The organism is Bradyrhizobium sp. 2TAF24, from assembly GCF_052115025.1.
Lineage (GTDB): Bacteria > Pseudomonadota > Alphaproteobacteria > Rhizobiales > Xanthobacteraceae > Bradyrhizobium_A.
Genome location: NZ_JBFRFW010000003.1, coordinates 1 through 25,630 on the forward strand (window position 1 = coordinate 1; position 25,630 = coordinate 25,630).

Sequence of the window (25,630 nt, forward strand, 5' to 3'; positions counted from 1 at the left end):
AGGTTGAGGTTGCTGCCGATGATGGCAGCGCCGCCCGCACCGGCGCTGTCCCTGAGACGCGTGGGGCCGGGAGAGCCGGCGAGACCGCCAGCCGCACCGCCGCTGCCGGCACCGCCACGGGTGGGATCGCTGGCATTCGCCGTGCCGGCACCGCCCCAGCCGCCATTGATCGTCCCGTTGTTCACGATGGTGAGACCCGAACCAAAGATACCGGCCCCGCCGCCGCCGCCTGCGCTGGAGAGATAGTAGACGCTGCCATCGCCACCGTTGCCGCCGGCGATCAAGCCATAGTTGATGACGGTGCCGCCGCTGCCGATAACGCCCGCGCCGCCACCGCCGCCGCTGCCGCTGCCCGACGAAGCGGTGTTGCCCATATGGGTCACATCGATGTTGCCCGAGCCGCCAGCGCCACCGGCGCCGCCGAAGATCGAACCGAAGTTGGTGAGGCTTCCTCCCGTGATCAGCCAGGCGTCGCCGCCGCCGCCACCGCCGCCGCCGGTGCCGGTGCTGGTCCCGGTGCCGCCGTTGCCGCCGCTCCCCCCCCTCGACACTCCGGGGTTGTCGACGGTGCCGTTTGTCGAATTGGCGAGACCGCCGCCCCCGCCGCCACCGAAGTCACCATTGGCGCCAGCGCCACCCTGGCCGTTTGCATTGCCCGCCTGGCCCGGGTTACCCGCGCTGGTCTGGTACACCGCGCCGCTGTCGCCGCCGGCGCCGCCCGCGAACGCAGGTCCAGCTTCGAGCGCCAGCGCGAGCAGGCCGACCAGCGCGGTCGATCCGAGCAGCGCCCGCCGCCGCGCCATGGCGACATGCAACCGGGTGGCGCGCGTGTGATGTCGGGAGGTCCGGGAGATGTTGTGCATGGCGAGCAGGCCGCTCCAATTTCACTCAAAAGGACAGAAATTTGATCAGGTCCGGTTTACCTGCCTTCACGCCAGAATTGCGTTCCAATGCGCCTGCGCGTTGTAAGTGCATGTAAAAGGCGGCGGGGGCACGCCGACGCCAACCGCGCCCTGCGAGCGGGTCGCGCAAGCCGCGACTGCGCACGGATGCTGCGCCTTCATCTCGGGGCGGGTTTGGGCTAGAGCAGCGGAATTCGCATCCTCCCCATCCGACCGGCAGCCCATCCATTGTGACCTTGATCGCTCGTCCTGACGCACACCGCTGCCACACGCGGGGTGTCGTCATCCTGATGCTCGTGCTGGCGGCGTTTCTCGCGGGCCTCACGTGGCCGGGCCGCGTTGCCGCAGCTGACGGCGACAGCATCGATCTGGCGCGCATCGCAGACCATCACGCGCTGTTTCAATCCCTGACGCTGCTCGAGGATCGCGCTGGCCAGCTGTCGGCCATCGAAGCGCTCGCCCAGCCGGGATGGAGCGCTGTGACCGCGACAGCGCTGGCGCGCGGCTATTCCCGCTCGGCGTTCTGGCTGCGCGGCACCTTCGAGAACAACAGCCGCCTGCCGGTGACGCGCTGGCTGGCGGTCGGCGCCCCGCGCCTGGAGGACGTGCGCTATTACCGCTTTGCGGCGGGCGCAACCGTCCCCTCCGAAACGCTGCAGGGCGGCAACCGGGTGCCGCTCCAGAGCCGCCCGGTCCGCGCGGCCCGCTCCGTCTTTCCGGTGACGCTGGCGCCGGGCGAGCGCATCGTGGTCGCAGTGCGGGTGCAGAGCCGCTCGTCGGTCAGCATCGACGTCGACCTGTGGACGCCGGCCGCGTTTCAGGAGGCGGAGACCCCCGACGCGCTGATCGAGATCCTGTTCGTCGGATCGATGGCCACCATGGCGATCTTCACCCTGCTGATGGGCCTGATCCGGCGCGACCTGGTCTTCCTGACGCTTGGTGGCGGCGCGTTCGCCGAGATCGTCTACGATCTCGCCTTCCAGGGGCTGCTGTACCGCTACATCCTGACCGATGGCGGCGAGATCGTGCTGCGCACACCTGGCGTGATGGGCGCCGTCGCCCATGTGCTGCTGTGCACGATGGGCATCCTGTTCAGCGGCATGTACCGCATCGCGCTGTGGCGCGTGACGCTCGGCGCCTACAGCTGCATCCTGCTGGCGGGCGCCGTCTATGCCGCGCTCGGCGACTACCGCACCGCCGCCGCCAGCCTGACGAGCCTCGAGGTCCTCTATGAGGTGGTCTGGATCGTCGCGCTGCTGGACTGCTGGCGACGCGGGCTCGGCAATGCCCGCCTGGTGCTGCTGGCGAGCGGCCCGGCGACGCTGCGCTTCTTCCTGTATCTCGGCCACATCCTCGGCGCCTGGCCGGCATCATGGTCGGTCGGATCCGAGATCGCCTGGAACAATCTCACCGTCATTCTGCTGCTGATCCTGGTGACGGCCGTCCGCTCCAAGGAGATGCAGCATGAGCGGGAACGGGCGCAGCGCGAACTGCTCGACCACAAGGAGCACGAACGCGAGCGCCTGCAGCACGCGGTCGACGAGCGCACGCGCGAGCTACAGTCCGCGCTGCTCGCCGCCGACGACGCCAACCGCGCCAAGTCGGATTTCCTCGCCGTGATGAGCCACGAGATCCGCACGCCGATGAACGGCATGCTCGGCGCCATCCACCTTCTCAAGTCGATGCCGCTGGACGACCGCGTGCGCACCACCGTCGATGTCGCCGAGCGCACCGGTGCGGCGATGCTCGCGACCATCGGCGACATTCTCGACTTCGCGCGGATCAGCAATAGCCAGTTCGACACCGACCATGCGCCATTCGACCTGCGAGCGCTGCTCGCCGACGTCGAGACGATCATGGGTCTGCGGGCGGCCCAGAACGGCATCGCACTCGTCGTCGTCGTCGATGCGGCGCTGCCGGCCGCCGTGACGGGCGACGCCGACCGGTTGCGGCAGATCCTGCTGAATCTCGTCAGCAATGCAATCAAGTTCACGGATGTCGGCGAGGTCCGCCTCGTCGCGGCGCCGGATCCGGATCGGGGCGACACCATCGGGCTGACGGTGACCGACACGGGCATCGGCATCGCGGCGAGCAAGCTCTACACGCTGTTCGAGCCGTTCGTGCAGGCGGACACGTCGGTTGCCAAGCGCTTCGGCGGCACGGGCCTCGGCCTTGCGATCTGCCGGCGCCTGACCGAGGCGATGGGCGGCACCATCACGGCGGAGAGCAAGGTCGGGCATGGCAGCACGTTTCATGTCCGCCTGCCGCTGCCGGCGGCCGATCCGAACGACATCGCCGCCCCGACACGCCCGGACGACGACGCCCCGACCCCGCGCCGCCTCCTCGTCGTCGACGACGACGAGAGCAACCGTTTCGTGCTCGCAGGCCTGCTCCGGGCAATGGGGCATCAGGTCGTCGAAGCCGCCGACGGCGCCGGCGCGCTGACACGGCTGGCGATCCATCCGGTTGACGTGATCCTGACCGACCTGCAACTGCCGGACATGACCGGAACCGATCTCGTGCGCACCATCCGCGCCCTGCCCGACATGCGCAAGACGCTGCCGACCGTCGCGGTCACCGCCAACGTCTCGGCGGGCGTGATCGAACGCTGTCTGGCGGCGGGGATGGACGGCTATCTATCCAAGCCGGTGATGCCGCAAAATCTGCGGCGGACCATCGACGCGGTCTGCGCCGGCCGAACGCCGGACACGACCGCGTCCGTCGCGAACGCGCACGACTTCCTCCTCGAACTGCAACGCGAGTTCGGTGCGGAGGCCACCGGCCAGCTGGTCGAGCAGGCGCTCTCGTCCGTCGAGCGGGGAGCGGCCGACATCGACCTGTCGCTGCGGCGTGGCGACCGGCTGGCCGCGCGTCATGCCGCACACCGTCTGGCAGGATCAGCGGGGCTCGCCGGACTGACGACGCTCGGCCTCGCCGCCGCCGCGCTCGAGGAACGCCTCGCCGGTTCGCTCGTGGACGGCATCGACAGCGATGCGGACGCGACGCTCGCGCTGGCCCGGCGATCGGCGCAGGACCTGCGGCGTGTCTATGCGGAACTGGCGCAGAACCGGTAGCCCACGCCGGGCACGGTCACGATCAGGCGGGGCGCGCGCGCCGCATCGCCGAGCTTGCGCCGCAAGGTGCTGACGATGACATCGACCACCCGTGACGGCCCGGCATCCCCTTCCGAAGCGATCGCGTCAAGCAGATGGGCGCGCGAGACCGTCCGGCCGGCGGCAGCGATCAGCGCCGCCAGCACATCGAATTCGGACGGCGTCAACGACACCGGCTGTCCATCCGGATCGGTCAGGACACGCGCGGCGGCATCGAATGACCATCCCTCGAACCGGATCGCGCCGCCGCCTTCGCCGGGACGGCCGAGCAGCTCCAGCAGGCTGGCAGTCAGCTGCTGCGGATGGAACGGCTTCACCAAATAGTCGTCGACACCGAGTTCCGCCGCAACCGCGCGGCTGGCGGCGGAATCATCCCGTGTGGTGATGCAGATCGGCACGTCCAGACGTGTGCGCAATTGTCGCACAAGCGCGAGCCCTTCCTCGTCCGGCAGGCCGAGATCGAGCGCGATGGCGTCGACCGGCTGCCCGGGCAGCCGCAACGCCGCGCGCATCTCCGCTGCGGTCGACGCTACCGTCACGGTAACGCCTTCCTTCTCCAGGTAAGCCGCCAGAAGCGTCTGTACAAAGACCTCGTCCTCCACCAGGAGGACCGATGGACGCCGCTCTGCCATGGTCGCGTGATCCAGCCCCTTGTCGAATCGACAAATTGTCCCAGTCCGACCCTTAGTCCATTGCGCCGGGATCAGGCACCCGGAAAATGTGCAGGGCAGGCTGGCATCTCGTCAGGGCGCGTCCGATCCGCAACCTTCAGTTGCCAGTCGCGAGCAACACCTCATTCGGTGAACCGCGCATGCCGGGCATCTGCCAGCAGTTCCTGAAACGTACTGCCGGCGACATGGACCAGGCTGGCGTGGTCGCCTCCCTCGAAATAGATCTCCGGCTCGTTTGCCAGGCTGTCGTCGACGATGACTTTCAACCCGTAGGCCGCCCCGAGCGCCGGCACGGCGCCTCGCTCGCAGTCGTGAGACAGCGCTTCGATCTGCTCCCGCGCTGTCGGTGATGAGCGGCACGACGGCGACGACCTTCACCACGCTGGGGCTGCGGACCTCCGGCGACTTCGCCCTCGGCAACCTCAACGCTACGGCGCGCGGCACGCTCGGCTGGCGGCATGCGTTCGGCGACGTGACCCCGGTTGCGGTGATGGCCTTCGCCGGCGGCACGCCGTTCACCGTCGCGGGCGTCCCGATCGCGCGCGACGCGGCGACGATCGCTGCCGGGCTCGATCTCGCCATCGCCCTCAATGCCACCGTCGGCATTTCCTACACCGGGCAGCTTGCGTCCCACGCGCAGGACAACGGCGTCAAGGCGCGGCTGGACTGGCGGTTCTGAGCCCGGCCGCGGCCTGTCACGTCTCAACGTCCGAGGATGCCGCCGCGCGTTCGCGCGGCGCTCCAGCCGATGTGAGAAAGCCGACGACGGCATCCAGCACCTGCCAGCGGTTCTTTTCCATCACCACCATGTGGGTGCCCTCGCCGATCTCGAGCCAGCGCCGATAGGCGCTGTTGTTCAGGCGCTGGAACAGCGCCTGCATGCGCGGCAGCGGGACATCGAGGTCCCACTCCGCATGGACCAGCAGCACGGGAACGGTGATGGCGCCGGGATCGTAGAACGGCCGGCCGACGGCCCAATACTCGCGGACATCCTGGATCACCCCCGCCGGCGCGCGCACGATGCCATCCTGCGCGCCGCTGTCGCTGGCGATCATGACCTCGGCCCAGCGCGCGAACCACTCTGGGGGCAGGATCTCGTCGCGCCGGTGCGCCGGCACGCCTTCGAGCCAGCGCTGGCGAAACGCCCGCACATCGAAGCGGCGATAGGCCTGCAGCACCCCGCCCGGATCGATCCGCGGCGGTCCGTCGCTCAGCCATTGCGGCGCGATCAGCATCAGCTTCTCGATGCGGTCGTTGTGCGCGGCGGTGTAGGCCCCCGACACGGTGCCGCCCCATGACATGCCGATGAGCGACAGGCGCGACAGACCGCGCGCCGCCAGGATGTGATCGATCGCGCTGCCGAGATCGCGCACGGCGGCCTCCGTGCGCACCTGCGGCGGTGCTGCGTCCGGCGCGCCGAGCATGCCCGCCGGCCGTGTCGAGGCGCCGAAGCCGCGGACGTTGAGCGCATAGACGTCGAAGCCGGCTTCGGCGAGGACGTCCATGAAGGCCCCCTGCCCGACCGCGACGTCGTACAGGCTTTCCGCCGGCAGCGTCGCGCCATGCATCAGGAGGACGGTGCTGGCCGGCGTGAACGGCGCCCTGTCGGCGCGATGCTTGCGGCGAATATGCAGCGCGATGCCCGGCTCATCGCCGGGAATGAGATAATTCTCGGTGCTGATCCGTGTCATCGGTTCGTACCCGCGATCGGTGAGGCGAACTGCCAGGCGAAGCCGCCGTCACGGCGGCGCACGTAACCGGCAGCGGTTTCCGCGAAATGAGAGGAGAAGCACAGGCTGCCGCTGGCGGCGGCCTGCTCGAGCATCCAGCGCCGCGAGCGCTCGGCCGGCACGATGAACTCGCAGTACACCGAGCGCAGATCGGGACGATAGACCTGCAGCGGATGATGCATGACGTCGCCCATGAACCACGCCTCCTCGCCCCTGGAGCGCAGCCGGATCGAGGCGTGATCGATGCTGTGGCCAGGGGTCGGGTGGAACGACAGCCCCTCGGCGACCTCCGAGCCGTCGACGGTGATCGCTTGACCAAGACCAGCCTCGAGCACCGGCAACATGCTGTCCCTGTAGACGCGCGCCAGCGGCTTGTGGTCGGGCGGCCCCAACGCGGCCGGCGGCAGATCCGGCGCCGGCGTCTGCCCATCGCAGCTCGCGGCATAGCGGGCTTCGATCGCCGAATAGATATGCCGCGCGTTGCGAAACGTCGGCACCCAGGCGCCATCGTGCAAATGCGTGTTCCAGCCGACATGATCGGCATGAACATGGCTGATGAGCACGAGATCGACCTGCTCGGGCGCAACGCCCGCATCCTTCAGGTGCTGCAGGTAGGGCGTCTGTAGATTGTGGAGCTTGGGAGCGGCGGGGAGCGATTTGCCGTTGCCCGTCGCGGTGTCGATGAGAATGGTCAGGCCGGCATGGCGGACCAGCCAGGAATGCGTGCCCTGCTCCAGCCGCCCGGTGGCAGGATTGTACGAGCCCGGCGACAGCAACGAGCCGTGGTCACGCAACGCTGCGCTATCGAGATCGGGATAGAGAATGGCCGGATCGGTGTCGGTCCAGCGCAGTTCGAGAATACGGGTGACGAGCGCGTCGCCGACCCGAAACTGGTCTGCCATCAGCGTGCCTCCATGACGGTTGCCGTGGGATGGCAGGGAAGCTAGTGTCCTCCCATTCATTACACAAATCGATCTGCCCGATGCGCTCCATCGACCATTTCAATCTCAGGTCATTCGACCTCAACCTGCTGGTGGCGTTCGACGCGCTGATCACCGAGCGCAGCGTCACGAAGGCCGCGCAGCGGCTGCGGCTCGGCCAGCCGGCGATGAGCCATGCGCTGTCTGCGCTCAGGCTGCTGCTCGACGATCAGATTCTGGTGCGCATCGGCACCACCATGCAGCCGACCGCGCGGGCACTGGTACTGGCGCCACGCCTGCGCGAGCTTCTGGTGCAGATCCAGGGCGCCCTGACGCCGCAGGCCGCTTTCGATCCCCTGAAGGAAGAGCGCATCTTCCGCCTCGGCTTCTCATCGGAGCTCGAGGTTCTGCTGATGCCAGGATTGACCGCGCATCTGCGCCGGCACGCGCCGGGGATTCGCCTGCTGACACGCCAGACGTCGCGCAGCGATGTGCACACGATGCTGGATACGGCGGAACTCGACCTCGCCATCGGCTGCTTCGACTTCGGCCTCGAGCGCCATCGCGGCGTCCAGTTGTTCGAGCAGACCCTGGCGTGCTGCTTCAACCCGGCGCTGATCAAGCTCAAGCAGCCGATCAGCGAAGAGACCTATGTGACGCGGCCGCATGCGCTGATGACGCTGAAGGACGACATCCAGGGCTGCCTGTCCGAGGCGCTGGCCCGCATCGGCCGCGAGCTCAATGTCGTGCTGGCGGCGTCCGATTTTCTCACCGTGCTGGCCGCGGCGGCCGAAGGGCCGGTCCTGGCGACGCTGCCGGCCCGCATCGCCCGCCGCTATGCGCCGCGGTTCGCCCTGACGGTGGCCGCGGTGCCACTCGACCTGCGCGTCCCCGCCGTCGCGATGGTGTGGTCGGCGCGCAACGATCGCGACCCGGCGTCCGCCTGGCTGCGCGACGCGGTGCGCACGGTTCTGGCGACCCGCGACCTGCCGGGCGGACAGCGGCGCGATCGCCGGTTGACGGCGTGATCGCGCCGCGCGCGAGGCGTGTCACCACGCGTAGCGCACGACGCCCTTGCCGGCATAGCTGCGACTGACGTTCGAGAACTCGCCTTCGAAGGTCGCGCTCGCGGACCAGCCGTTGCGCCAGGTCACTTCCGCCGCCGCGGTGGTGAGCGCCACTTCGCGCGCCTGCGCCGCGCCGTTGACCACGAACGAGGCGCCCGGCAGCGCCTGGAAGGTCGCCGCGATCGCACGGTCCGGATTGAAGTCGTGCGCCCAGGCGGCACGGCCGCGCAGCGTGACAAGCGTATCGCCCAGCGCGAACGACTTGTCGGCGCGAACGCCGAGCTCGCTGCGGCTGTCGGTGACGCTGCGGGAGTTATAGCTCAGCGCGAACGCGGTGCTGCCGGCGAGCGTGCGTTCCGCAGTGGCCGGCAGGTCGAACACGGTGAACTGGCCGGCGGCATAGGGCGTGAGGCCGACGCCGCCAAGCCACGGCGTCGCGACGCGATAGCCGCCCTCGAGACGTCCCGCATAGGCGTTGGCGTTGAAGCGCGCCTGCAGCTGATCGGCCCCGGCAGCCGTGACGGTGCGGTTGGTGGTGATGTCCTGCCAGCCATAGGCCAGCGCGCCGCTGAGATACGCCGCGCCGACGGTGTGGCGCACGAAGGCGCCGGCCTGGAACAGGTCGGAGCGGCCGGAGCCGCCATTGGCGACGCTGAAGCTGGTGCCGCCGCCGGCGAGCGCGAAACCCGCCAGCGTGTCCGGCGACAAGCGATAGTCCGCCCCGACGGCCGAGCCGAACACGCGGCTGGTCGCGGTGTTCGATCCCGCCGCGCCGTTGCCGTCGGTGGTCTGCGTGCCGCCATAGCCTGCGGCCCACACGTTCCAGCGCGGATCATAGGCGTCGCGCGGCGGCGCCTTGGTGATCATGCCCAGGGCTTCGCGCTCGGCGACGCCGCGCCGGCCGCCGGCGGCATAAGCCATCGCGTCATCCGCGAACGGCAGCGCGCCGGGTGATCCGCGGCCATCGGCGAAGGGATCGCTGAGCACGCCGAGGAACTGGTTCATGGCATTGAACGTCGTCTGCTGCACGCCGGTGGCGGCTTCGCCCGAGGCCTGTGTCAGGCCGGCCGGCGTCAGCGCGCCATACACCGCGGCAATGCCGCCCGTGGTGTTGAAGAAGGTCGTCAGCGCATTGGCGACCCGCTGCTGGTTGCCGTTGAGGCCCGACGGCAGCGAGAAGCTCAAGGTGAGGTCGAGGTAGACGTCGCGGGCGTCGTAGCTCAGGCTGGCGCTGAGGTTGCCCGCCGGCGCACCGCTCAGCACCAGCGAGCCGAACGCGCCGCTGACACCGCCGGTGGCAGTGAGGATGGTGTAGCGCCTGGCGATATAGCTGCCGGCGGCGAAGTTCGCCCCCGCTGTCGCGCCACTGATGGTCGCAGTGCCGGCAACAGCGGCAGAAGATGATGTCGCAGGACTGACCTGGACAAAATAGAGGGCACCGGACTGCAGGGCGAGGTTGCCGCTGACCGCGATCGACGACCCTGCGGTGCCATTGCCGGGCACGAACACGCCGCCGCTGGCGACTGTGGTCGCCCCGACGGTGCCGCTGCCGCTGAGCGCGGCGCCATTCAAAACCGTGACCGGGCTCGACGCGATCATGCCATTGACCTGCAGCATGCCGCTGCTCACGGTGGTCGCGCCCGTGTAAGTGTTGATGCCGGTGAGACCCAGCACACCGCTGCCGGTCTTGGTCAGCGCGGTTGCCCCGGCACCGTCCTGGATCACGCCAGCGAAGACCGTCGACGTCGCGCTGCCGCCACCGACGGTCAGCGTCGCGCCGCTGCCACTGTTGGTCACAGTGCCGTTGCCTGTCAGCGAGCCGATGGCGTTGGAGAAGCCGCCGAGATCGAGCACGGCGCCGCCGGCGATCGTCACAGCCGAATTGTTGCCGAAGGCGCTGGTCGAGCCGGCCTGCAGCGTGCCGGTGGTGACCGTGGTCGGACCGCTGTAGGTGTTCACACCCGCGAGAACAAGCGTGCCGGCATAACCACCCGCGGTGTTGACGACGACGTCACCGGCGCCGGACAGCGCGCCTGTCAGGGTCGTCGTGCTGCCGGTCAGCACGTTATAGGTCGGGTCGCCGGTCGCGACGATGGCGTTGCCGATGGTGAAGCTGCCGTTGAAGTTCACGGTGACGCCGGACGTGCCGCCGTTGAGCGTCAGTGTGCCGCTGCCAAGTGCCTGGCCACTGCCGACGGCGAGGGTGTTGCCCTCATTGATGGTGGTGCCGCCGCTGTAGGTGCTGGCCCCCGACAGCGTCAGGGTGCCACCACCGCTCTTGACGAGCGCGACGCGGCCGCCCTGGTTGGTGACGTCGGTGCCGCCAGTGGGATTGGTGCCACCCGAACCGATATAATCGGCGATGCCGTCGGCAATCGACTGGTTGCCGGCGCCAAGACCGAGGACGCCAGTCGTGCCGCTCGCGCCCTGAAAGAAGATGCCCGAACCCAAGGCGCTGCCCGCACCACCTCCGGTGCCGCCGCCGGCGCCGCCCGCAACGCCATTGCCGTTGACGCCGAGCGCGCCGCTGATGCTGACCGTGCCGCCGGCCTGGACATAGACCGCGCCGCCGGCACCGAGGCCGCCGCCACCGCCATCCAGCGGCTGGCCGGAGTTCGCATGTGCCGTGCCGCCGCCGAAGCCACCTTGTCCCGCGACCACGGAGCCCGAGTTGTAGCCGGAGCCGCCGCCGCCGCCGAAGCCACCGTGCCCACCGGTCGCCGGCTGCCCGCTTGCGGCACTGGCTGCCCCGCCACCGCCGCCATACCCGCCGCCCCCCGCCGCCGCGCCCGAGTGGGCCCCCGCGCCGCCACCGCCGCCACCGAAACCGCCCCGACCTGCGACCGCCGTACTAGCATCGATGCTGCCCGCGCCGCCGCCGCCGCCGCCCAATCCGCCACTGCCGCCGACCACGGCGCCGAACGACGAGCCGCCGCTGCCGGCGCCACCATTGGTCCCACCACCGTTCGTGCCCTGGCCGGACGTGCTGTTGCTGCCGACGGCGAGACCACCACCGCCGTTGCCGTAACTCGCGTTGGTGCTTCCGCCATTACCGCCCATACCGCCGCCGCCGCCAGCGAGGTTATTGACGAATGAGCCTCCCTGGCCACCGCTCGCCTGGTTGCCGCTGAAGCTGACATTGCTCAGCGTCAGCGCGCCGTTGCTGGACACGAACACCGCGCCGCCGAGCCCGGCGCCGCCGCCGCCGCCGTCGATGCCGCTGCCGCCCTGGGCCTTGCTGCCGGACACCGAAAGATTCGCCAGCGTGACCGTGTAGGTCGTGCCGGTGGTGCCGGCATCGCCGATGAAGAACGGCCGGTAGCTGCCACCGCCGCTGATCACCGGGTTATTGCCGTTGCCGTCGATGGTCAGGTTCTTGGTGATGAGCGGCAGCTCGCTTGCCAGCGTGACGGTGCCGCCGACCTGAAACACGATGGTGTCGCCGCTTGCCGCCGCGGTGATCGCCGCCCGCAGGCTCCCATTGCCGCTGTCGGCGGTAGAGGTCACCACCAGCGTGGCCGCATCGGCCTCGCCGGGCACAGCCAATGCCGTTCCGAGCATGGCGACGCCGGCCAGCGCCGAGCTCCCAAGAAAATGCCGCCGGGCGCGAGACGGGGACAAAGGCAGAACCAGTCGGTTGGTCATGAAACGTCTCGAATGGAAGTCGAACAGGAGCGGCGGCAAAGGGATCGGACCACGCCCATAGCAAACCGGTCAGCGGTAAAATGTGCCTATTGTCTCAGGCGTCGATTTCCCCCGGAGAGTGATGCAGCCACGGCACACGGGACCAGATGCGGCCCGGATCGAGCCCATCATGACCGCGCCCGATTTCCGCCTGACTGCGCGACGCGGTGCGCACGGTTCTGGCGACCCGCGACCTGCCGGGCGGGCAGCGGCGCGACCGCAGGCTGACGGCGTGATCGACGCGCATCACCACGCGTAGCGCACGACGCCCTTGCCGGCGTAGCTGCGGCTGACGTTCGAGAACTCGCCGTCGAAGGTCGCGCTCAGCGACCAGCCGTTGCGCCAGGTCATCTCCGCCGATGCGGTGGTGAGCGCCACTTCGCGCGCCTGCGCCGCGCCGTTGACCACGAACGAGGCGCCCGGCAGCGCCTGGAAGGTCGCGGCAACCGCGCGGTCCGGATTGAAGTCGTGCACCCACGCGGCGCGGCCGCGCAGCGTCAGGATCGCATCACCCAGCGCGAACGACCTGTCAGTGCGGAGACCGAGCTCGCTGCGGGTGTCGGTGACGCTGCGCCCATTATAGTTCAGTGCGAACGCGTTGCTGCCCGCGATCACACGTTCAGCGGAGGCCGGCAGATCGATGGTGGTGAACTGGCCGGCGACATAGGGCGTCAGGCCGACGCCGCCAAGCCATGGCATCACGACGCGGTAGCCGCCCTCGATCCGCCCCGCATAGGTGTCGGCGTTGAAGCGTCCCTGCAGCTGATCGGCGCCTGCAGCCGTAACCGTGCGATTGGTGGTGACGTCCTGCCAGCCGTACGCCAATGCGCCGGACAGATAGGCCGCGCCCATCGTGTGACGCACGAATGCGCCGGCCTGAAACAGGTCGGAGCGGCCGGTGCCGCCATTGGCCACACTGAAGCTGGTGCCGCCACCGGCGAGCGCGAAACCCGCAACGGTATTGGGTGCGAAGCGATAGTCGGCGCCGACCGCGGTGCCGAACACCCGGCTGGTGGCGGTGTTCGATCCCACGGCGCCGTTGCCGTCGGTGGTCTGCGTGCCGCCATAGCCGGCGGCCCACACATTCCAGCGCGACGCCAGCCCATCCTGCGGCGGCGCCTTGGTGATCATGCCCAGGGCTTCGCGCTCGGCCGCGCCGCGTCTCGCGCCGGCATACGCCATCGCGTCGTCGGCGAACGACAACGGAGCGCCGCCAGCCGTCCCGCGGCCATCGACAAAGGGATCACCCAGGAGACCGAGAAACTGGTTCATGGCGTTGAAAGTCGTCTGCTGCACGCCGGTAACCGTTTCGCCGGAGGCCTGCGTCAGGCCCGTCGGCGTCAATGCGCCATACACCGCGGCAATGCCCCCCGTGGCATTGAAAAATCCCGTCAGCGCATCGGCGACCTGTTGCTGGTTGCGGTTGAGGCCGGATGGCAGCGCAAACCTCAGCGACAGGTCGAGATAGACGTCGTTGGCGTCGTAGCTGAGGCTCGGGCGGAAGTTGGCCGGCGTCCCCAATGTCGCCAGCGTTCCGAACGTGCCGCTGACACCCCCGGTGGCGGTCAGGATCGTGTAGCGCTTGGCGACATAGCTTCCGGTCGCAAAACTTGCGCCCAGCGTGGCGCCGTTGATCGTCGCGGTGCCCGTGACCGCCACCCGCGAAGCGGCCGCGGGCGTGAGCAGCGCCAGGTAGATCGCGCCGGATTGCAGCGCGAGATTGCCGCCAACGGCGAGCGTGGCGACCGAGGAACCGTTGCCCGGCGCGAGTATGCCGCCGCTGGCGATCGTGGTCGCGCCGACGGAGCCGCTGCCGCTGAGCACCGCCCCGCTCGCGACCGTCGTCAGGCTCGACGATGCGATCGATCCGTCGACCTGCAGTATGCCCGCGCTGACCGTCGTCGCGCCGGAGTAGGTGTTGACGCCGGTGAGATCGAGCACGCCGCTACCCGTCTTGGTCAGCCCCGTCGTCCCGGCGCCGTTCTGGATCAGGCCGGAGAACACCGTCGAGGTGTTGTCGCCTCCCGCGGTGAGGATCGCAGCGCTGCCGCTGTTGGCGACGGTGCCGGAGCCTGTCAACGAACCGACGGCATTGGAAAAGCCCGCGAGATCGAGCACCGCGCCGCCGGCGACGGTCATCGCCGAGTTGGTGCCAAAGGCGCTGGTCGAGCCGGCTTGCAGCGTGCCCGCGATCACCGTGGTCGGCCCGCGATACGTATTGAGGCCGGAGAGAACCAGCGTGCCGGCATAGCCGCCCGCGGCATTGACGACGACGTCGCCGGAGCCGGACAGCACGCCGGTCAGGCTGGTGGTGCTGCCGGTGAGCACGTTGTAGGTGGGATCTCCGGTGGCGACGATGCTGTTGCCGATCACAAAACTGCCGTTGAAGTTCACGGTGACGCCTGCGGCGCCGCCATTGAGCGCCAGCGTGCCGCTGCCGAGCGCCTGGTTGTTGCCGACGACCAGGGTACTGCCTTCGTTGATGGTCGTGCCGCCGCTATAGGTGTTGGCGCCCGACAGCGTCAGGGTGCCGCTACCGCTTTTGGTGAGCGCGCTCTGCCCGCCGGTGCCGCCGAGCCCATCCGCGGCGGCAGCGCCGCCCGAGCCATTTTGATCGGCGATGGCATCGGAGATCGTGTAGCTGCCGGCACCGATCGTCAGCGCCGAGCCCTGCAGGAAAAAGCCCGCGCCGAAGGCGGAGCCCGTGTTGGCGCCTGAACCACCCGTCGCGGTGTTGCCCGTGACGCCGCCGCTGCCGTTGATGGTCAGCGTGCCGCCCTTGGCGACAAAGACGGCGCCCCCCATGGCGCCGCCGCCGCCTCCCGCGGCCGAGCCGCCATTGCCGGCACCAAATCCGGCCTGCCCTGCAATGGGACCGCTGCCACCGCCCGCGCCGAAGCCACCATTGCCTCCCACGCCCGTTGTAGACCCGAAACCGGCGGCGCCACCTCCGCCGCCGTATCCACCATTTCCGCCGGTGCCGCCAAATCCGTTGCCGCCGATGCCGCCGCCGCCGCCGCCGAAGCCGCCCTTGCCTCCCGTGACAAAGCCAACCGCACCGCTGCCGCCCCCGCCGAAGCCGCCCGCAGTACCGGCCGTGGTCCCGTTCGGTCCGCCGCCACCGCCGCCGAACCCGCCGTTCCCCCCTTGCGTCGGGTTGCCTGCCTGGCCACCAAATCCACCGCCGCCAGAGCCGCCGAAGCCGAAGGCATCCTGGCCGCTGCCACCGCCACCGCCGCCTTGGGCGCCGCCCGTCGTGCCATAGCCGTTTCCACCGCGCTGAGCGGCGAGACCGCCGATGCCGAGGCCGCCGTTCTGCCCATTGGCGGTGAGGCTACCGCCGGCGCCGGTGTATCCGCCGCCACCGCCGCCGGCCGGATATCCGATGCCGCCGGAGCCGAAAACGCCGCCACCACCCGCGGCGCCGTTGCCGGAGCCGCCGCCTCCGGCACCATACAAGCCACCGCCCCCACCGCCATTGAGACCACTGGAGTTTGTCGCCCCCCCGGCTCCGCCGAGGCCGCCACCACCCCCGCTCGTCCCCGTGGCACCGGCACCGCCGATGGCGCTGTTGCTGCTGAATGAGACGCCGGACAGGGTCACATTTCCTGATTGATTGACGAACAGCGCGCCACCGGCACCCATCCCACCCCCGCCGCCACCGCCGCCGGCACCGCCTTGCGCAACGGCATTGGCAAGGGTCAGGTTGTTGAGGGCGACGTTCTGGGTCTGCGCAACGATCGAGCCGGCAACGGCCGCGCTGGTCTGGGTTGCACTGTCGACGCCGACGAGAAAGATACGCTGCGAGCCGTTGCCGCTGATCGTATTGCCGTTGCCATTGATCGTCACCGAGTTGAGGATCGGCGACAGCGCGCCGGACAGGGTGACGCTGGTCGCGATGTTGATGGTCACCGGCGAGGACTGCGCATTGGCATAGGCGAGTGCGTAGCTCAGCGTCCCGGCTGCGCCGGTGGTCCCGCTCGGCGTTGTCCCCGGATCGCTCGCGATCGTGACCGTGCAGGTATTGCCCGCGCATTGGGCATGCGCCGCCGCGAGGCCAAAGAGACTCGAGACGATGAACGCGACGACGGTCCATCCAGCGTGATGAGCGGCGGCAGGCGCAAGCGCCCTGCCCGAAGACAAAGGCAGAACCAGTCGGTTGGTCATGAAACGTCTCGGACAGGAGTTGAACAGAACGGCGGCGAAGGGGTCGGGACACATCCTTAGCAAACCGGCCGTCGGTAAAATGTGCCTGCTGTCTCAGGCGCCGATTTCCCCCAACGGTGATGTAGCCACGGCACAGGAGACCAGATGCGGCCCGGATCGAGCCCGAGCCGCGCGGTGCCCCATGGCGCCCACACCATGGCCATGTCCGCCGGACGCTTCACGCCGCCGTCGCTTGCGCAGCGATTCCTGGATCGCTACATGCCAGGGATGGTGGTGGTGTGGGGCAACATCCTGTGAACGACGGCATGGTGGCTAACGACGCCGAGCGCGGCGCCGGCGCGCTCAGGCAGTTGCGCGAAGCGACGGTGGACATCTGCGACGTCATCCCGCTCACCGCGGAGGAGGATTTCCGCGTCACCACCGTGACGAGGATGACAGGCAACGCCCTGCTGGTCGATTCGTCCGTGACCGCGCTGGAGTATGACCGCACCCCCGCCCACATCGCGCGCGGCGGCCTCGACCACTATCACATCGTGCTGTGCCTGCGGGGGGAGATGTGGTTCGGCGCCGGGCGGCGCGAGCTGACGCTGCGCCCCGGCGACATCGGCCTCGTCGACATGGCCGTGCCGAACCGGACAGTGCTGCGGGACGCGACCGGCGCCCGTGCCCGGATGATGTCGGTGATCCTGCCGCGCGCGCTGCTGGCGCCGCGGCTTGCCCACCCGGATTCGGCGATGGCCTTCCTGCCCGCGAGCCATCCTCATGCGCGCCTCCTCGCCAGCCAGTTCGACGCGCTGTGGCGCCCCGAGCCCGACGCCGGCGGCGCCGAGGCGACGATCGTCGCGATGGCCGACATCATCGCTGTCGCGGCGGGCTGCACGGCCGACACCGAACACGGCGCCGAGGGGGCCGAGCGCCATCTCTATCTCGCGATGATCAAGCGCCATATCGCGGCCCATCTCGAAACCCCTGCGCTCACCGTCCAGGAGCTGTGCCAGCGTTTTGAGATCTCCCGCGCCACACTTTATCGGCTGTTCGAAGCCGATGGCGGCCTCGCGCACTATATCCAGGAGCAGCGGCTCAACCGCGCCCTGATGCTGCTGATCGCCCCGGCGGCACAGGGCCGGCGCCTGATCGATCTCGCGGTCGACCTGCAGTTCAGCAGCGATTCCACCTTCGTGCGCGCGTTCCGCCAGAAATTCGGTCTGACGCCCGGTGAAGTGCGCAAACGCGCCGAGGCCTGGCTGCGCGACACCGGCACGGCACCGACCACGGACAACTTGCTGCACCAATTGACGCGGCGCTGATCCCCGGCACGGCGACGCCGCCCGATCACGATCGCCCGGGAAGGCGTCATGCGGGAGGGCCTTGCATTTTCGCGGCGCGTCGTCGAGGGTCACCGACCATCGCCGCCGGGCATGCCGACGATTTTTGCGCGCGGCGGCATATCGCAACGACACGACCACGGACGCCGCGACCCATCGATCCCGGCCCTCGCTGCGGCCGTGGACATCCAGGGGAGGATTGCCGGCGTGACTTCTGCTACCGATCCGGCGACGGCGCGCGCATCCATTCCACGCGCCGACTTCGGCCGCGTCTCCGTGTTCTTCGGCGAGAAGAACGGCAAATACCCCGATGGCAACCAGGTGCTCGTCCGCGGCGCGGACGTGCGCGCGGCGTTCGACGCACCGCTGGTCTCCAACTCCATCGGCCCCGCATTCGACGCCACGGAGCTCGTGGTGATGGGCCATGTCCATGAAGATCACATGGCCGGCCTGCACCGCCTGCCACGCGCCTCTGTGCATGTGCATGAAGCCGATCTCGATGCCGCGCGCAGCTGGCAGGGCCTGCTCGCCGCATTCGGCGTGACGGATGAGACGCGCATCGCCGAGATGCTGACGCGCTTCCAGCAAACCCTGTTCTACGCACCGCGCCCCGACGCGCAGGGCTACACCGACGGCGCGACTTGGGATCTCGGCCGGGTGACGGTGCGCGCCATCCATGCGCCCGGCCACACCGCCGGCCACTGCGTGCTGCTGGTCGAGCAAGAGGGCGTCGCGTTCATCGGCGACATCGATCTCACCGGCTTCGGCCCCTACTACGGCGACGCCAGCTCGAACCTCAGCGACTTCCGCCGCAGCCTCAAGCTGCTGCCGGACATTCCGGCGACGGTGTGGGTCACCGCCCATCACCGCGGCGTCTACACCGATCGCGAACGCTTCCTGGCCGACCTCGCCGCCTACACCGCCAAGCTCGACGAGCGCGGGCAGCGTCTCCTTGCCATGCTCGGCGACACACCGAAGACGCTGGACGAATTGGTGAGGCAGCGGCTGCTTTATCCGGCGAGCTATGACAGCCCCTGGGTGGACGACGCCGAAGCGCGGACGATCTCGCTGCATCTGGAAGAGCTCGTCGCCGATGGGCGGGTGCGAATGGACGAGCGCGGCGCCTACCGCCGGGGATGATCGATGCGAACAGCCGCCGGCCGGCTGCCGATCACCGGCGGCCGACGCGGCACTAGCGGCGCACCGCGCTCGCAGCCCGCCTCTTGCGCCACCATAGCCAGGGCCCCGTCAGGGACAGCACCGCCACGGCAATCCCCAACGCACTGACCAGCAACCGGCTTGGCAGGCCGGCGATGCGGCCGCTATGCAAGGGATATTGCAACGCCAGCACGGCATCGCCCGACAGCCGGCGCGCATCACTGTCGATGCGCAGCACGCTGCCGTCACGCGCGGCGATCCAGACGATGTCCGGCCCGAGCCCCGTCCAGACGCCCCGCTCCGGCGCCGCCATGGCGACGAGATAGAGCCCCGCCCCCTGCAGATAATGTGCATCGGCGGGGCGCCGTCCGGGAGCGACGTCCGCGGCTTGGCGCAGGGCGGTCGTGAAGCCGATGGCCTCGGAGGGCGGCGTCGGCGGCGCGTCGCGATCCGGCGTCACCGGCAGCATCGCCTGGACCGCGGGCTGAAACACCTCCGTCCGCAACGTCAATGCGACGCCGCTGACCGCCACGGCCAGGAGACAAACCCAGCACCACAATCCGCCGGCACGATGGATATCGAAGGTCAGGCGAAAGGAATTGCGTGTCGGCTTGATGCCGAAGGCCGGGCGCCACTGCCCCAGGAAGGGGCGCGAGCGCGGAAAGGTGAGACAGAGCGCGACCAGACAATCGACGCACCACAGCAACGCGACGATGCCCATCACACGCTCGCCGGCGGGCCCGATGCCGAGCGTATAGTGCAGGCGGAACAGGAAAGGCACCAGCACCGGAGCGGCCAGGCAGCAGCCCGTGCTGTCACGCTGCCCAAGGATCTGCCCGCTGGCCGGATCGACGAACACCTGGTCATAGCCAAGGGACACCGCCGGATCGCGCGCGGCCACGGTCATCAGGACACTGCCGCGCGATGGCGTCGGAAATCCGATCCGCGCAACCTCAGCGCGCGGATCGTGGCTCTCCACGGACACGATCAACCGATCGATCGGCAGGATTGCACCGGACGTCGCCCGGAACAGCGCCGGATTGAGCCAGGCATCAAGCTCGTCGTCGAACGCCAGGATGGCGCCGGTGAGCCCGGCGATCACGAGCACGCCTGCCAGCGTCAACCCCATCCAGCGATGCGCGCGCACCAGCCACGGCCGCACGGTCCAGCGACGTCGGGCACTGGACGGCAGTGCGACCACGCTGTCGACGGACGAAAACGACATTCCGCCCGTTACCAGCGGTAGGCGATGCGGCCGACCACGGCGCGTCCGGGGCCAAGCCAGCAGGCATAGGTCTCGAAGCACATGCCGTTGCGGCGATTGAACAGGTTGGTGCCATTGATGGACAGACGCCAATGCTGCTGAAAATCGTAAGCGAGGTTGGCATCGACCAGGGTGTAGCCCGGCACCTTGAAGGTGTTGAGATTGTCGCCCCAGGTCTCGCCGATGTAGCGCACGCCAGCGCCGACGCCGAGGCCGGCGACAGGACCGCTGGCGAAACGATATTTGGCCCACAGCGACGCCATGTCGCTCGGCGTGTTGTACGGCGTGTTGCCCTGGGTCGCGTCGTTGGTCTTGGTGAACTTGACGTCCTGGTGGGTATAGGCGGCCGTCAGGTCCAGCCCGTCCGTCACGCTGACGAGCGCTTCGACCTCGATGCCGCGGGACCGGGTCTCGCCGACGGCCGTCGAGTAGAGAGGATTGACGGGATCGGCCGTCAATCCGTTCTGCTGCCGGATGTCGTAGGCCGCGAGCGTGACCATGCTGCGCGAGCCCGGCGGCTGGAACTTGATGCCGATCTCGTTCTGGGTCCCGGTCAGCGGCTTGAAGCCCTGCCCGTTCCGATCCGTGCCGATCTGCGGAATGAATGACTGGGCGAAATTATAGTAGGGCGCCAGACCGCCATCGAGGTTGTAGATGGCGCCCGCACGGCCGCTGAACGCGTTATCGTCCTGCTCGCTGGCGATGTTATTGACCTGCTCGTACTGGCTGGTCCTCGCAAAGTCCCCTCGCCCGCCGAGCACCACGGTCAGGCGGCCGAGCTTGATCTGGTCCTGCGCATAGACGCCGACCTGCGAGGAATTTCCGGTCAGACGCGTATCGTCGAACACGGGAGGGATGAAACTCACGCCATAGACCGGATTGAAGATATTCAGATCCGGCAGCGCGCCGTATCCCTTCTTCGCGCGGGTGTCCTGATATTGGTAATCGAGGCCAAAGAGCAGGGTATGGTCGAGCATGCCGGTCGAGAGCTTCTTCTCGGCCTGGTTGTCGACATGGAACGTCGACAGCGTCGCCTGGGCGATTCCGCTCTGGCGGCTCAGCGACACGTTGTCCGCCGCAAGCCCCGGATACCATCCGTAGGTGGCCTTCGAATTGAAGTCGAGATGCGCAAGGCGCAGGTTCTGCCGGAATGTCCAGCCGTCGTCGGCCTTGTGCTCGAACTGATAGCCGAACGAATACTGGTCCTTCGTCGTTGCGTTGAAGGACGGATCACCCGCAAAGAAGCTGTTGGACAGGCGGCCATAGGGATTGGGCAGAAACGTGCCGGAGGCCGGCAGATAACCGGCGACGCCGCCGGCACGGATATGCATGTAGGTCGCCTCGATGTTCAGCCTGGTCGAGGCGTCCGGCTGATAGGTCACCTGCGGCTGAAAGAAGATGCGGTCGTCCGGCATGTAGTTGACGTAGGTGTCGCTGTCGCGCGCGATGCCGGTGAGGCGGTAGAGCAAGGTCCGGTCGTTGTTGACGGGACCGCTGAGATCGAACTGAACCTGCTTGCGATTGAAGCTGCCGTATTGGACGGCGATTTCATGCAGCGGATCCTCGGTCGGCTTCTTGCTGACCAGACTGACCAGACCGCCGGGATAGTTCTGGCCGAACAGCACCGAACTCGGCCCTTTTAGAATGTCCACCCGCTCCAGGGCATAGGGCTCGCTCGACCACGACGTGTCGGGGCTTTCGATGCGCGGCAGGCCGAGGCCGTCGAGATAGAAGCCGGCGGTCGACTGATTGAAGCCACGGATCGAATACCAGTCCATGCGCGCGTCCGGCCCGTAGAGATCGGTCTGGACCCCGGCCGTGTACCTCATGGCGTCGTTGACGGTCCGGGCGTCGCGGTCGACCATCTGCTGACGCGTCACCACGGAGATCGACTGCGGCGTCTCCATGATCGGTGTGTCGGTCTTGGTCGCCGCGGCGCTGCGCGAGGCGACATAGCCCTGGACGGGCCCCCAGGCTGTCTCCGCCCGTTGCGCCGCCGGATTGCTGCTCGCCGCTGGCGCTGTCGCCGCATGGCGTTCGGCAGCGCGCCCGCTGCGCATGGCCGAGCGCGACGACCGATCGGCGCGCGCCAGCTTGGGCTTGCTGCGTCTTGCCTGCGGCGCCTGGATTTCGACGGGAGGGAGCGCGGTGACGCCGGGAGGCGATCCCTGAGCCGAAGCGTCGTGGACCAGGAAGGAGGCGAGCACCAGACAGCTCGAGGCGGCGATTGCGCTCTTGGCGGCGCTATAGCTGAACATTGAGAACGTACGCTCCGGACGTGCATGAGAAGAAGAAGCCGGACCTCCTTGAGCGAGATGCTGTTCGTGTTCAATCTGTGCGCGGCTAGAACGTCTCCAGCTTAGAAGTATTGTATGGTGTTTGTTGCTGCACGCTGGCACCGCCCTCGCAGTTCAGCTCGGTCACCGAACGTCTGCCAAGGCATGCGGCTCGATCAGCAAACCCTGTCGTTCATCGCGACGACGGGACCTGCTGAAGCGCACGACGACCGCATATCGGGCGCTTTTCGCTTTCGCACGGCGCGTGAGCAAGGCATCGCCCGCCGGCAGAAACGCGAGATCATCAAGACTCGCACAGCGCAGGCACGCAGGCCCCGGAGTCTCCATCATCAAAAATTCGCCCGTGCTGCCGCAGCAATGGCATGTCCACTCGGCATTCAAAGGCTGGACGACCACCATTTCGGGGGCGCGGCTGGTCTTTTCCGCCAAGCGCTCGCGCTGCATCTCGGAGAGCTCAGGCGTAGCGTTTGCGCGAGCGTGTCGTCAGCGGCCTGGAGGGGGCCAGCGGCTCCATTCGTCACGCAGCTTTCGAAGCGTACGGGCGCTATTCTGTCCCAGAGCCCGCGACCTGATCCTGCGACGGGCAGCAACGGCTGCTGGCGAACAGCGGCGCCATACGCCTCGATCGGCACCAACGCCGCAACAGGGCGGCCATGCCGGGTGATGATCGTCGAACACCCCTTCTCGGCGGAACAACGGCGAACGGCCCCGTCGATGGCCGCGACCGGCACGATCTCGGCGGACGACCAACGGGTCGGCAAGCAGGGTGTCGGGAATGCCGCACGCCCAACCTGGAATAGATGCGGGTACACAGACGTCACCGGAATGATTCAAAAAACGCCGGCAGTGGAGGCTTTCTTCAGGCTGGACGTGTTCAATCCCGCGCGCGGTTCATCATCAACGATATCATTCGACGGAGCGACAGCACTTGCCGCCCACAGGCACGGGAACGCTGCGCACGTTCTGCACTGAACGGTGGCGACACGGAGCTGCAGATTTCGGTCGCGCAGGAAACGCTATCTGCGACGATCGTATGACGAGATCGATGCCACGAATTGTGGCCCTCGTCGGCTGTCAATCTGGGAATTCCCTAGTTGCGTTGCACCATGCATCGGACCAGGATGCATCGCTACGGAAGTGCGGTCGCTCCGAAGGCAGGATTGAAGCGAAGCAGTTCATCCGCATGAGATGGGCTCTCGAACGGAGCGTACCATTTGCCGCAAGCACGCGACCTGCGCGCGATCGGCGCACCGGCCATCATGGCCGCAATGACAAGATTGGCGCACCAGCCGTCGGAAGCGATCGCCATCAACACGGCGGCATGATCCATCGCTTTACGGCGAGGCGCATCGGAGGAGGACACGTTCAACGGCAATGGTCGGCCGCTTGTCTTCGAAGAGCGATCCGGTCGGGGTTTGGGGGATTGAGATAGCCACGGTTGTTGAACAATGACCCTTGCCGCAAAGCCTGTCGTGCTGCTGGCTGGTGAGAACAGCTTCATCGGCCTGCTGAAATACATTGTCGAACAGGAGGGCTTTCATGGCGTCCTGGCTGACAATATGACGGATGTGATTTCGCTCGCCGAAGTCCGGCGGCCGCAACTGATCGCGCTCGACGACCTGCCACCACACGGCTCGGCGCTCGCGGTCCGGGAGAAGATCTACAGCAGCGCCAGAACCGGCCACATTCCGGTGATGGTTCTGCTGGCCGACACGACCAGCACCGATGACCTGGACACCCGGCATCTTGAACGCACCGACTACCTGCTCAAACCATTTTCTCCAAACGACTTCATCGTCCGGATGCACAGCCTGCTGCGCCCAACGCTGGAAAACCGGGCAAACGTTCTCAGCTTCGCCGACATCGTCGTGGAGCTCGATGCCCACCGCGTGTATCGTAACAAGAGCAGTGTCCATCTCAGCCGGGTCGAGTTTCAGCTCCTCAAGCATCTGGTCGGCAGCCCGCGAAAGGTCTTTTCGCGGGAAGAGCTGCTCATCGCCGTCTGGGGCCGCAACATTCACATCATCCCGCGCACGATCGATGTCCACATGAGCCGCATCCGCAGGGCATTGAGCCCGTGCGGCGAGCCGAGCTGCATTCGCACGGTTCGCGGCATCGGCTATTCGCTCGATTCCGAACCCGACACGCCGCCTGCCCCGCAGCAACCCGCCGATCAATAGAACGTCACGGCAGGCGGATACGATGCGGCTGGACCTGACGACGGCTCACGCACCGATGATATTGCAATGGAACGCGACGCCGACGGCTTGCGGGAGCGTGGTGCAATCGAGCTTGCCAAGAATGGAGTGCAGATAGATTCGCACCGCGCTTGGCGAAATGCCGAGATCGACTGCAATCTGCTTCGGGGTGCGGCCATTGCTGATCGCCTCCAGGCACTGCACTTCGCGAGTGGACAGGGGCGCCTTCGGCAACGTCAGGGAAAATCCTGCCAGGCGGATCGCCCGGTCATGGATGAGCTGCCCGATCATCTGGAGATCGCGCAGGCAGACGACACGCTGGGTCGTCCAGTCCTGTTCCGTGACATCCGAGGTCACGGAAAAAATCGCTCTCTCGCCATTCGCGCCGCGGATCGGCCACGACATCCCGCGACGTCCGACACCGTATCGCGTGGCTTCGGCGAAGAAGTGGCGCGCATCCACCGAACTGTGATCGACCTCCCGCCAGTCGATGGGCAGAAAACTGCGACGTCCGGCCTTGATGATCGGATCGATGCGCAAATAGTCGCGCTGCATGTACAGCGAGGTCCACTGCGGATCACAGGTCAGCAGCATGATCGGGCTTTCGCTCTCCACCCCGGGGATGCGGATCGCGTGATAGATGACGTTTGCCAGTCCATAGACCTCTCGAATGTTCTGCAAGGCCTGCTCGATGCCGGACAGCGTGTGGGCCGATGAAATCAGGTCCAGCAGCGCAACGAAACGATCAGGCATCAACGATCTCCTGGAGATCACTCCAGTCCCGGTCCGCACCATGGCGTTCACAGGTGGACAACATCGTTCCCGCATCCGACTTGGGATGTTCAAAGCCTCCCTGGAAATGACGTCGCGTTTCTGGGCCGAGCACGCTGTCGTTCGCAACCACCCTCCGGCGAGGGGCAACCTGCCGGCAGCCCGGCCTGCCGAAGCGTGCGCTGAACAGCCGGTTCGGCGTCACGATCTGCGCGCTTGTCAGCGCGCAGAAAATTCGGATCAAGCACCTCAAGATTTTCAATTTCTGGTTGAGCTATTAGCACTTTCTCTCGCGGGCAACAAGATCGCACGGGTCGCGTGACGGATACGCGCCGGCGCGCTGCTGCTCCATCAATCTTGTCC

The 25,630-nt window shown here is 67.8% G+C and carries 19 protein-coding genes and 1 pseudogene; 7 read left to right on the top strand and 13 right to left on the bottom strand.

What is annotated here, in order from left to right; genetic code table 11:
- Nucleotides 1-863 (bottom strand): annotated as a pseudogene (locus AB4Z37_RS05985) (hypothetical protein); the annotation flags it as partial.
- Between the two features lie 275 nt (nt 864-1,138).
- On the opposite strand from AB4Z37_RS05985, the gene AB4Z37_RS05990 reads away from it, so the two are divergent.
- Nucleotides 1,139-3,976 carry an ATP-binding protein gene (locus tag AB4Z37_RS05990; RefSeq protein ID WP_441515788.1) on the top strand — a complete coding sequence of 946 codons (2,838 nt, stop codon included), beginning with the start codon at nt 1,139-1,141 and terminating at the stop codon, nt 3,974-3,976.
- On the opposite strand, the gene AB4Z37_RS05995 is transcribed toward AB4Z37_RS05990, so the two are convergent.
- Both AB4Z37_RS05995 and AB4Z37_RS06000 read right to left on the bottom strand, forming a co-directional pair.
- On the bottom strand, nt 3,949-4,647 hold the full coding sequence (locus AB4Z37_RS05995; protein WP_441515789.1) for a response regulator transcription factor: 699 nt from the start codon (nt 4,645-4,647) through the stop codon (nt 3,949-3,951). The two genes, AB4Z37_RS05990 and AB4Z37_RS05995, sit on opposite strands and share 28 nt — an antisense overlap.
- Nucleotides 4,648-4,808: 161 nt before the next feature.
- On the bottom strand, nt 4,809-4,979 hold the full coding sequence (locus AB4Z37_RS06000; RefSeq protein ID WP_441515790.1) for a YbaK/EbsC family protein: 171 nt from the start codon (nt 4,977-4,979) through the stop codon (nt 4,809-4,811).
- A gap of 56 nt (nt 4,980-5,035) precedes the next feature.
- On the opposite strand from AB4Z37_RS06000, the gene AB4Z37_RS06005 reads away from it, so the two are divergent.
- Nucleotides 5,036-5,365 (top strand): autotransporter outer membrane beta-barrel domain-containing protein, encoded by a 330-nt coding sequence (locus AB4Z37_RS06005; protein WP_441515791.1) that lies wholly within the window; start codon nt 5,036-5,038, stop codon nt 5,363-5,365.
- Between the two features lie 16 nt (nt 5,366-5,381).
- Here AB4Z37_RS06005 and AB4Z37_RS06010 read toward each other — a convergent pair whose 3' ends face one another.
- Nucleotides 5,382-6,377 carry an alpha/beta hydrolase gene (locus tag AB4Z37_RS06010; protein WP_441515792.1) on the bottom strand — a complete coding sequence of 332 codons (996 nt, stop codon included), beginning with the start codon at nt 6,375-6,377 and terminating at the stop codon, nt 5,382-5,384.
- The gene (locus tag AB4Z37_RS06015; protein ID WP_441515793.1) at nt 6,374-7,318 is read right to left on the bottom strand and encodes an MBL fold metallo-hydrolase; all 945 of its coding nucleotides are present in this window, start codon (nt 7,316-7,318) and stop codon (nt 6,374-6,376) included. The genes AB4Z37_RS06010 and AB4Z37_RS06015 overlap by 4 nt, the downstream gene beginning before the upstream one ends.
- 80 nt (nt 7,319-7,398) lie before the next feature.
- Between AB4Z37_RS06015 and AB4Z37_RS06020 the strand changes: the two genes are divergently transcribed.
- On the top strand, nt 7,399-8,364 hold the full coding sequence (locus AB4Z37_RS06020) for a LysR family transcriptional regulator (RefSeq protein ID WP_441515794.1): 966 nt from the start codon (nt 7,399-7,401) through the stop codon (nt 8,362-8,364).
- A 21-nt stretch (nt 8,365-8,385) separates the two neighbouring features.
- Here the strand turns inward: AB4Z37_RS06020 and AB4Z37_RS06025 are convergent, their stop codons facing one another.
- Both AB4Z37_RS06025 and AB4Z37_RS06030 read right to left on the bottom strand, forming a co-directional pair.
- The gene (locus tag AB4Z37_RS06025) at nt 8,386-12,048 is read right to left on the bottom strand and encodes an autotransporter domain-containing protein (RefSeq protein ID WP_441515795.1); all 3,663 of its coding nucleotides are present in this window, start codon (nt 12,046-12,048) and stop codon (nt 8,386-8,388) included.
- Nucleotides 12,049-12,333: 285 nt separating this feature from the next.
- Nucleotides 12,334-16,254: an autotransporter domain-containing protein gene (locus tag AB4Z37_RS06030; protein ID WP_441515796.1), complete on the bottom strand. Its 3,921-nt coding sequence runs from the start codon at nt 16,252-16,254 to the stop codon at nt 12,334-12,336.
- A 144-nt stretch (nt 16,255-16,398) separates the two neighbouring features.
- Between AB4Z37_RS06030 and AB4Z37_RS06035 the strand changes: the two genes are divergently transcribed.
- The 3 genes from AB4Z37_RS06035 (at nt 16,399) to AB4Z37_RS06045 (ending at nt 18,719) form a co-directional block, all read left to right on the top strand.
- Complete coding sequence (locus AB4Z37_RS06035) at nt 16,399-16,551, top strand: hypothetical protein (RefSeq protein WP_441515797.1); 153 nt, start codon at nt 16,399-16,401, stop codon at nt 16,549-16,551.
- 8 nt (nt 16,552-16,559) lie between these two features.
- Nucleotides 16,560-17,561 (top strand): helix-turn-helix domain-containing protein, encoded by a 1,002-nt coding sequence (locus tag AB4Z37_RS06040; protein ID WP_441515798.1) that lies wholly within the window; start codon nt 16,560-16,562, stop codon nt 17,559-17,561.
- Nucleotides 17,562-17,786: 225 nt separating this feature from the next.
- A complete protein-coding gene (locus AB4Z37_RS06045; RefSeq protein WP_441515799.1) occupies nt 17,787-18,719 on the top strand; it encodes an MBL fold metallo-hydrolase in 933 nt (310 codons plus the stop codon).
- A 52-nt stretch (nt 18,720-18,771) separates the two neighbouring features.
- Here the strand turns inward: AB4Z37_RS06045 and AB4Z37_RS06050 are convergent, their stop codons facing one another.
- The 5 genes from AB4Z37_RS06050 to AB4Z37_RS06070 form a co-directional block, all read right to left on the bottom strand.
- On the bottom strand, nt 18,772-19,962 hold the full coding sequence (locus AB4Z37_RS06050; RefSeq protein WP_441515800.1) for a PepSY-associated TM helix domain-containing protein: 1,191 nt from the start codon (nt 19,960-19,962) through the stop codon (nt 18,772-18,774).
- 8 nt (nt 19,963-19,970) lie between these two features.
- Entirely contained in the window at nt 19,971-22,259 is a 2,289-nt protein-coding gene (locus AB4Z37_RS06055; RefSeq protein ID WP_441515801.1) for a TonB-dependent siderophore receptor, read from the bottom strand.
- Between the two features lie 162 nt (nt 22,260-22,421).
- Nucleotides 22,422-22,742: a hypothetical protein gene (locus AB4Z37_RS06060; protein WP_441516152.1), complete on the bottom strand. Its 321-nt coding sequence runs from the start codon at nt 22,740-22,742 to the stop codon at nt 22,422-22,424.
- Nucleotides 22,676-23,119, bottom strand: coding sequence for a type II toxin-antitoxin system Phd/YefM family antitoxin (locus AB4Z37_RS06065; protein ID WP_441515802.1), 444 nt, complete (start codon nt 23,117-23,119; stop codon nt 22,676-22,678). Before AB4Z37_RS06065 ends, AB4Z37_RS06060 begins: the two co-directional genes overlap by 67 nt.
- Nucleotides 23,120-23,427: 308 nt before the next feature.
- Entirely contained in the window at nt 23,428-23,667 is a 240-nt protein-coding gene (locus tag AB4Z37_RS06070) for a hypothetical protein (protein WP_441515803.1), read from the bottom strand.
- 79 nt (nt 23,668-23,746) lie between these two features.
- Between AB4Z37_RS06070 and AB4Z37_RS06075 the strand changes: the two genes are divergently transcribed.
- Nucleotides 23,747-24,478 carry a winged helix-turn-helix domain-containing protein gene (locus AB4Z37_RS06075; protein WP_441515804.1) on the top strand — a complete coding sequence of 244 codons (732 nt, stop codon included), beginning with the start codon at nt 23,747-23,749 and terminating at the stop codon, nt 24,476-24,478.
- A 45-nt stretch (nt 24,479-24,523) separates the two neighbouring features.
- Here AB4Z37_RS06075 and AB4Z37_RS06080 read toward each other — a convergent pair whose 3' ends face one another.
- Nucleotides 24,524-25,249, bottom strand: a complete 726-nt coding sequence (locus AB4Z37_RS06080; protein WP_441515805.1) for a LuxR family transcriptional regulator — start codon at nt 25,247-25,249, stop codon at nt 24,524-24,526.
- Nucleotides 25,250-25,630: the final 381 nt, after the last annotated feature.